We start from the raw sequence: 1,739 nt of genomic DNA, 5'->3' as shown, positions 1-1,739 counted from the left end.
GTGCCGGAGAGGCCCAGATTATGGAAGACCAAGGTTCGTGGAGCGGGCCTCATGCACTTGAGGCCATTGCGATCTGCATCGCAGCGTTGCGCGCGCATTTGAACCGGAAAAGCTCCGATACGCATCGCCGGATGCCTTGATCGCAGATCACCGGGACAGGGAAGCTCGGTTGTGTCAAAGTGTTGCCGAACAAGGAAAACGTTTGACCGAGACCGAGGCCCGCAAGATCGATGCCCTAAATGACCGGGATCGAGGCCGGTTAAGGTTGAGGAGAGGGGGCGCGCTTGCTCACGCTACGCCATTCAAAGTTCGCCGCGTATATGGCAGCGCTGGTCATTGGGCTTGGGCTTGTCCAACTCGCCGCCAGCGTCCTGTTCTACCAATCCATCGACAGGCAAACCTTACGGAATGACCATGCTCGGCGCATTGCAGAGCTCTTGGTCGTCAGCGAACGGCTCTATCTCCTGGTGCCCGGCCAGACGCCGGAGACGATGAGTACCAGATTTTTGAATGCCTCTGTCTCTGAAGACCCCCGCGTAGATCACGGCCAATTCAATGGCGACCTTTCCGAGATTACCCGTGAAATTGAACGATGGGAACCTGGGCTGGCAGGCAAGGCGCTGCGTCTTGCCAGGGTGCCAAACGAGACCGGACGGGATGATTTGGTCGGCTCGATCCGGCTCCCAGATAATCGGTGGCTGAATTTTCGTTCGCGGGACATCAGTTCGATGTGGCCTATAGCGACCCGCGCTATTGTTCTCACGATCGTCAGCACGGCTCTGTTGATCTTCACGGGCCTGATCTTGCTTCACCGGTTGGCGCGTCCGTTACGGAGCCTCGCCAACGCCGCAGATACTATTGGCGAGGGGAGGCAAATAACAATCGAGGAGGGAGGGCCGAAAGACTTGCGCGGCTTGGCCAGCGCGATGAACCTGATGCAGTCGCGCATCGCCGGCCTGCTGAGGGAGCAAGCGCAATCTTTCGAAGCGATCAGCCACGACCTGCGTACACCTCTCTCTCGACAGAAGCTTGTCGCGGACCTCCTGGAAGATCCTGAATTATCGGCAATGCTCGTTGAGAACGTCGACGAAATGGAAGACTTGTTGGCCTCCCTTCAGCAATTCCTCCGGGCCCAGCATCTGAATGCGCAGGCGGAACTAATCGATTTGACGAGCATGGTTCGAGCGGCAATCGAGCCGTTCGGCGAAGCGGTCACCTTGCGCCTACAGGACGAGGTGCTGGTTACAACATTCGTCGAGCCTCTTCGCATCAGTCTTGCAGTTCTGCTTGAGAATGCCCTGCAATATGGGCGGAGGGCGGAGATTGGCTTCGGTCGGACAGAGGAAGGGCGTTGGATCATCTTGATCGACGACGATGGCCCCGGCTTATCTGAGGAGCATTTTCAAGACATTCTCGATCCGTTTTTCAGGCTAGACCAGGCTCGGAGCCGCAACACCAAGGGCTTCGGCTTGGGTATCCCGACGGCGCACCGTCTAATGACCCGCTTCAATGGCGGTCTGTCTTTTGGCAAGTCAACGTTGGGTGGTTTGAGGGTCATCGTCACGATGCCCATTCCTAGCACTACTTTGGTAGAAGTTTACTGGGACGTCTGATGAGGCAACATCCGCAGTGAGGGCAATGCCCCGGCGGTGAGCGAGACAGGCGGTCAAGGATGGCCTGGCGCACTGCTGGCAAGGTGGGTTGGGGAGGCGGACCGAGGATTCTTTGTTTTCCGCCCC

At 57.8% G+C, this 1,739-nt stretch carries 1 protein-coding gene; it reads left to right on the top strand.

From position 1 onward, the window contains the following. The first annotated feature begins 284 nt into the window (after positions 1 to 284). The gene (locus MBENS4_RS22720; RefSeq protein WP_242405091.1) at positions 285 to 1,613 is read left to right on the top strand and encodes a sensor histidine kinase; all 1,329 of its coding nucleotides are present in this window, start codon (positions 285 to 287) and stop codon (positions 1,611 to 1,613) included. Positions 1,614 to 1,739 lie beyond the last annotated feature (126 nt).

The sequence above is a fragment of the Novosphingobium sp. MBES04 genome (assembly GCF_000813185.1).
Lineage (GTDB): Bacteria > Pseudomonadota > Alphaproteobacteria > Sphingomonadales > Sphingomonadaceae > Novosphingobium > Novosphingobium decolorationis.
Note: the sequence above shows the minus strand (reverse complement) of the source record. Positions and strands in the feature narration are given on the sequence as shown.